We start from the raw sequence: 5,458 nt of genomic DNA, 5'->3' as shown, positions 1-5,458 counted from the left end.
GTTCAGCACCATGATGCCGACGCAAGGCCGGTAAGGCAGGTCTTCTGGCGCGGTCCTGGTCCGACCCCGAACGAGGACAGTGACTGATGTCGAAGACCAGGACCGCGCCAGAAGACCTGCCTTACCGGCCTTGCGTCGGCATCATGGTGCTGAACACCAAAGGGCTGGTCTGGGCTGGGCGGCGGATCGCTGAACCAGACAGCGAATTGTCTGATACCGACCAGTTGTGGCAGATGCCGCAAGGCGGCATCGACAAGGGCGAGGAGCCTTTTCCGGCTGCCATGCGCGAGCTCTACGAGGAAACCGGCATGCGCAGCGTCACGTTGCTTGCCGAGGCACCCGGCTGGATCAATTACGACCTGCCGCCGCATCTCTTGGGCGTCGCCTTCAAGGGCAAGTATCGCGGCCAGACGCAAAAATGGTTCGCATTCCGCTTCGAGGGCGAGGAGAACGAGATCGCCATCGACCCGCCTCCCGGCGGCCATTCTGCCGAGTTCGACCGCTGGGCCTGGAAGCCGATGGTCGAGTTGCCAGAGCTGATCGTGCCGTTCAAACGCAGGGTCTATGATGACGTTGTCGCTGCGTTCAGGCATCTGGTGAAATAGCCCCTCCGGCCGCCGCCCTTGACAAGCAAGGCAGGGTCGGCGACTCTTCAGCCATGTGCACCATCGCTCATATCGGCAGCTTTGCCCTATTTCGGGTCTGCCCCATCGCGGGATACTAGCCCCGGCTCGGTCGCTATGCGACTTCCGAGCCCTTGGGGCCGATTTTTTTTCAACGCATGAAATCATGAGCACCGGGGCCGCGTAGCGGTTCGGGCTCCATTTGGGCACGTCCGTTCCGCGGACGGACCGGTCGCGCGCCTTTTTGATGCGCCGGCCGGACGATAATCTATGAGGCTTCCATTGCGCCAGAACATCAAGCAACGTCGCGAACACGAGATCGTGGTGAGCGAAAACGACTATGCCAGGCTGACCGGCTTGGCCGAATCCAGTCTCGAACGCCTGCCGGGCATTGCCGAGGAACTGCTTTCCGAAATGGAGCGGGCCAAGATCAAGCCGCTGAGCCGCATCCCGGCCAATGTGATCCGCATGGGCTCGACCGTGACGTTCCGCAGCGGCGACGGCGAGGTCAAGACGGTGACGCTTGTCTATCCAGGCAAGGCCGACATCGCCGAAGGCAAGGTCTCGATCCTGACGCCGGTGGGTGCTGCCCTGATCGGCCTTCGTGAAGGCCAGTCGGTCGCCTGGACCTCGCGTGACGGCCGTCGTCTCGAACTCGAGATCATCACGGTCGAAGTGCCACGCGAAGACGCCAATTGACGGGCGCGAGCTTCAACAGCAGCCCGATTTTCGAACCATGCCAGTGCCGGGCAAAGCCTAGCACTTGTGGAGCTATGCCATGTCCAAATGTCAGCTGACGACCAAGGATTTCGCCATCGTCAAAACGATGCTTGACCGCCTGGCCTGGTCGGGTGGCCCGCTTGTCGCCCTTTTGCGCCGCAAACTGGCTTCGGCGCATGTGGTGTTTTCAAACGAAGCCGATGCCGACGTGGTCACGCTGAACAGCCGCGTGACATTCAGCGTCGATGGCGGCGCGCCACATACCCGCATTGTCGCGCATGGGCCCATGGACGGCATGGTGGGCCAGATCATCCCGATCACCGTGCCACGCGGGCTGGCTTTGCTCGGCCTGCGCAAAGGTCAGTCGATCGTGGTCGACTGCGGCCGCGGCTCGACCGAAACCATTCGTGTCGACGAGATCCACTATCAGCCCGAGGCCGCGCGTCCCGGAATCACCACGCCGGAAGGCGATGCCGAGGCAACCGGCCGCCGCTTCCCGGTACTGGTATTCAGTTCCGATGAGCCGCAGTCCCTTGGCGTGCCAAGAAAAATCCGGCACACCTTGGGAAATGGCGATGACCCAGGCCCTTCGGCGGCCTGACGGGCGCCGCCTGTGAGTTTGTGCGTGCTCCCTTTCGGGGTCACGCACTTGGGGGCGCAATGAAGGTCATAGTCGTCGGCGGCGGCGTCATCGGAGTGACGACCGCCTATTATCTTGCCGAAGCAGGGCACGAGGTGGTCGTCTACGACCGCCAGAAGGGGCCGTCTCAAGAGACCAGCTATGCCAATTCGGGCGAGATTTCGTCCGGCTATGCCTCGCCAATGGGGGCACCCGGCATGCCGCTCAAGGCTCTGAAATGGCTCGCCATGAAGGATGGGCCACTTTCCTTCCGGCCGAAATTCGATCCCAAGATGTGGATGTGGCTGGCCAGGATGCTGCGCAACTGCACAGCAGAACGTTATCAGGCGAACAAGGCACTGATGATGGCGCTGGCCGAATACAGCCGCGATATGTTGCGCGTGCTACGCGAAGGCACCGACATTTCCTACGACGAACTCAGCCATGGCACGCTGCAGCTGTTTCGCACCCAGGAGCAGCTCGACGGCATCGGCTCCGACGCCTCCGTGCTCGACAAGTTCGAGGTGCCCTACGAGATCCTCGACGCTTCGGGCTGTATCGCGGCCGAACCAGGCCTTGCCGGTGCACGCCAGAACATAGTTGGCGGCCTGCGAATGCCGGATGACGAAACCGGCGACTGCCGGCTTTTCACCGAACGTCTGGTCGAACTGTGCAGCGAACGCGGCGTGATTTTCCGGTTCGGCAAGCGTGTCTACTCACTGGAACATGCGGGCGGGCGCGTTCATCAGGTCGTTTCGGACGATGGCATTGCCAATGCCGACGCCTTTGTGATGGCAGCCGGCAGCTATTCCGAACGCTTCATGCGCAAGCTGCACCAGCGCGTGCCGGTGTATCCGCTCAAGGGCTATTCGCTGACCATGCCGATCGCTGATGCCGACCGCGCGCCGGTTTCGACTGTCATCGACGAAACCTACAAGGTCGCCATTACGCGGCTGGGCGGCCGTATCCGTGTCGGCGGCACGATGGAAATGTCGGGTTTCGATCTGACCTTGGATGAATCGCGCCGTGCGCCGCTCGAACGGTCGCTGCGACAGCTGTTTGACGGTGCGGGAAGCTTGCGCGACGCGCATTTCTGGTGCGGTCTGCAGCCGATGACACCGGACGGTCCGCCGATCTTAGGCAGGACGAAATTGCCGAACCTGTTCATCAACACCGGCCACGGCATGCTTGGCTGGACCATGGCCTGCGGCTCGGGGAAAATCCTCGCCGACATGATCTCCGGCCGCGAGCCGGAGATCGACGCCAGCGGACTTGGCCCCGAGCGTTATTGGGGTTGAGCTGTTCAAGCCGCCTTCAGCGACCGCGGAGCTTCCGCCGACTGGTACATCGAGATCGTGTGGCCGTCAGGATCGGCGAATTCGGACGACCAGCCGCCTGGCGCATGACTGACCGGGGTGACAATGGTCACGCCTTTGCCGGCCAGCGACGAGACGATGTCGTCGATACCGCCGTCAGCAATCTCGAAGACGATGATCGGGGAGTTGCCGGGCCGCGATTCCATCTGGAAGAAAATCAGGTCGACGCCGTTGGCGGTGCTTGCGATCAGCCAATCGCCTTCGCCCTCTCCGTCGCCATCCATGCGCTGGACATCCAGCTCCATGACATCGCGGTAAAAGGCCTCGGTCTTGTCGATATCCGAGACGTAGTAGCAGATGTTGCCGAGTTTGCATTTGCCGAACATTTGGTCACTCCGTGATTTCAGTTGCACGTCTGCTAGGTTGCCGTGCGGCATGGTTTTGTGAGGTGCCAATCACAAAAAGATGCCCGTCGGGGTCGTGGCTTGCGAGGAGTGTACCCGGTTGCCTTGCCATGGCGAGCAAGGAGCGCCTGATGTTGCCGAAGGCGAGCGCGCCGGCAAGGCCGGGAATTTCCGCAAGCGGAGTGCCGCCAAAGGCCAGCCAGCGGCGCCGGATCTCGGCGATGCGCTGGCGAAGTGCCGGGTCGGCAAGGCGTTGCAGCCAGGCGATTTCCTGTCGTGTGTGTCCGGTCAGGGCCAGAAGCGTCGTCGTGCGCAGGCTGGGCGGCAAGGTCGCGACGAAGCGAACCGGCACGGGGTCGCGGTCGGTTGGTTCGCAACTGCCGACGGCGAATGGCGCCTCACGTTTTCTCCGCCGGACTGCCGAACGCGCATCAAAAGTTGCGCGGCGCCGCAACGCGCCCTCCAGCCAACGCCGGTTTTCGATCTTCGACAGGTCGGTGCGCCCGGCTTCGACCGCTGCCACAAGGACCGTCTGCAGCAGGTCCTCGGCCTCGTCGGCGCGCCGAGTGGCACGCCGGGCCTTGCGCAGCAATTCCGCGTAGGGGCGGGGCAGCAAATCGGTATCCTCGCATGAAACGCCAGTGTTAGCGGATGTGCGAGATTGTCGGAAGGGGATTAGATAAACAGCGCTCGTTCGCGCTCCACCGACTTGGTGATGAAGCCCGCAACCGTCTGGATGCGGCGCAGTGGGCGGACGGATTCGTGGTAGACCAGCCAGTAGGCACGGCGGATCGGCGCGATCGCTGTCACCGGCACGATCTCAGAAATGGTGCGGGCAATGAAGGTGTGCAGGATACCGATGCCGGCGCCTGAGCGCACCGCCTCGACCTGCCCGAGTGCGGACGAAATCGAAAAGGCGGATTCCCAAGTGGGGCTGAACTCGGCGGCGTAGTCGAGCGAGGGGCTGACGACGAGATCCGGCACGTAACCGATCAGGCGATGTGCGGAAAGCTCGTCGCGCGACGACGGCAGGCCATGCGCCTCGGCATAAGAGCGCGAGGCAAACAGGCCGAGCGAATAGTCGACGAGTTTCGCCGCCACCAGCCGGCCTTCGCTCGGCCGCTCGGTGGTGATGGCGATGTCGGCTTCGCGCCGCGACAGCGAAAAGGTCCTTGGAACAGGCACCAACTGGATGCGCAGATCGGCGTGCTGTGCGGTGAGCGTACCCAGGCGCTGTGCCAGGAAGGCAACGCCAAAGCCGTCGGGTGCGCCGATGCGCACAGTGCCCGAAACCTCGTCGCCTTCGCCCGAGATTTCGGCCCGGGCGGTCAACATGTCGGCCTCCATGCGCTCGGCGACTTCGAGAAAACGCTCGCCGGTAGGCGTCAATTCGCTGCCGGTGGTCAGCCGTCGGAACAGCTTGGTCTTCAACGCCTCTTCGAGTGCCGCTACGCGGCGCGAAACCGTTGCGTGGTTGAGTTCGAGGCGCCGCGCCGCGCCGAGAATCTGGCCGGTGCGCGCGACGGCGAGAAAAATTCGGACGTCATCCCAGTTCATTGGTTGTTTCCATCCCTCAAGCGCAGGTTGGCGCGGCAGCCCATGCACCCTACTATGCATGAAATCGCATTCAAACTCCCGTTGTTGTTTATTTCGCGCACAACGGTTGCGTTCGCGCTCGCGTTGCAAAGGCGCGCGTTAAGCGGGACAATGGGYCATCAACAAAGAATTGGGAGAGAAGCAATGGTCGACTACGGTCATTTCATCGGCGGCAAGCAT

Annotated in this window: 7 protein-coding genes; 4 read left to right on the top strand and 3 right to left on the bottom strand. The window is 62.6% G+C overall.

Annotated features, from left to right (window positions below; translation table 11 throughout):
• Positions 1 to 86 precede the first annotated feature (86 nt).
• From AC1DUU_RS21650 to AC1DUU_RS21635, 4 genes are all read left to right on the top strand, one after another.
• Complete coding sequence (locus tag AC1DUU_RS21650) at positions 87 to 605, top strand: RNA pyrophosphohydrolase (protein ID WP_476785449.1); 519 nt, start codon at positions 87 to 89, stop codon at positions 603 to 605.
• A 288-nt stretch (positions 606 to 893) separates the two neighbouring features.
• Entirely contained in the window at positions 894 to 1,322 is a 429-nt protein-coding gene (gene rnk, locus AC1DUU_RS21645; RefSeq protein WP_476785448.1) for a nucleoside diphosphate kinase regulator, read from the top strand.
• Between the two features lie 79 nt (positions 1,323 to 1,401).
• On the top strand, positions 1,402 to 1,944 hold the full coding sequence (locus tag AC1DUU_RS21640) for a GreA/GreB family elongation factor (protein ID WP_476785447.1): 543 nt from the start codon (positions 1,402 to 1,404) through the stop codon (positions 1,942 to 1,944).
• Positions 1,945 to 2,003: 59 nt separating this feature from the next.
• Complete coding sequence (locus AC1DUU_RS21635) at positions 2,004 to 3,260, top strand: D-amino acid dehydrogenase (RefSeq protein WP_476785446.1); 1,257 nt, start codon at positions 2,004 to 2,006, stop codon at positions 3,258 to 3,260.
• 5 nt (positions 3,261 to 3,265) lie between these two features.
• Here the strand turns inward: AC1DUU_RS21635 and AC1DUU_RS21630 are convergent, their stop codons facing one another.
• The 3 genes from AC1DUU_RS21630 to AC1DUU_RS21620 are packed head-to-tail and all read right to left on the bottom strand — an operon-like array spanning position 3,266 to position 5,239.
• Entirely contained in the window at positions 3,266 to 3,664 is a 399-nt protein-coding gene (locus AC1DUU_RS21630) for a VOC family protein (protein ID WP_476785445.1), read from the bottom strand.
• A 4-nt stretch (positions 3,665 to 3,668) separates the two neighbouring features.
• Positions 3,669 to 4,298, bottom strand: coding sequence for a transcriptional regulator (locus AC1DUU_RS21625; RefSeq protein ID WP_476785444.1), 630 nt, complete (start codon positions 4,296 to 4,298; stop codon positions 3,669 to 3,671).
• A gap of 59 nt (positions 4,299 to 4,357) precedes the next feature.
• Positions 4,358 to 5,239 (bottom strand): LysR family transcriptional regulator, encoded by an 882-nt coding sequence (locus AC1DUU_RS21620; protein ID WP_476785443.1) that lies wholly within the window; start codon positions 5,237 to 5,239, stop codon positions 4,358 to 4,360.
• Between the last annotated feature and the right edge of the window lie 219 nt (positions 5,240 to 5,458).

The organism is Aminobacter sp. P4_H6_2 (genome assembly GCF_056400805.1).
Note: the sequence above shows the minus strand (reverse complement) of the source record. Positions and strands in the feature narration are given on the sequence as shown.

What these genes read in the sequence shown, in the direction of transcription:
- AC1DUU_RS21640 (WP_476785447.1), top strand. Translation starts at nt 1,402, where the DNA reads ATGTCCAAATGTCAGCTGACGACCAAGGATTTCGCCATCGTCAAAACG.
- rnk (WP_476785448.1), top strand. Translation starts at nt 894, where the DNA reads ATGAGGCTTCCATTGCGCCAGAACATCAAGCAACGTCGCGAACACGAG.
- AC1DUU_RS21635 (WP_476785446.1), top strand. Translation starts at nt 2,004, where the DNA reads ATGAAGGTCATAGTCGTCGGCGGCGGCGTCATCGGAGTGACGACCGCC.
- AC1DUU_RS21650 (WP_476785449.1), top strand. Translation starts at nt 87, where the DNA reads ATGTCGAAGACCAGGACCGCGCCAGAAGACCTGCCTTACCGGCCTTGC.
- AC1DUU_RS21620 (WP_476785443.1), bottom strand. Translation starts at nt 5,239, where the DNA reads ATGAACTGGGATGACGTCCGAATTTTTCTCGCCGTCGCGCGCACCGGC.
- AC1DUU_RS21630 (WP_476785445.1), bottom strand. Translation starts at nt 3,664, where the DNA reads ATGTTCGGCAAATGCAAACTCGGCAACATCTGCTACTACGTCTCGGAT.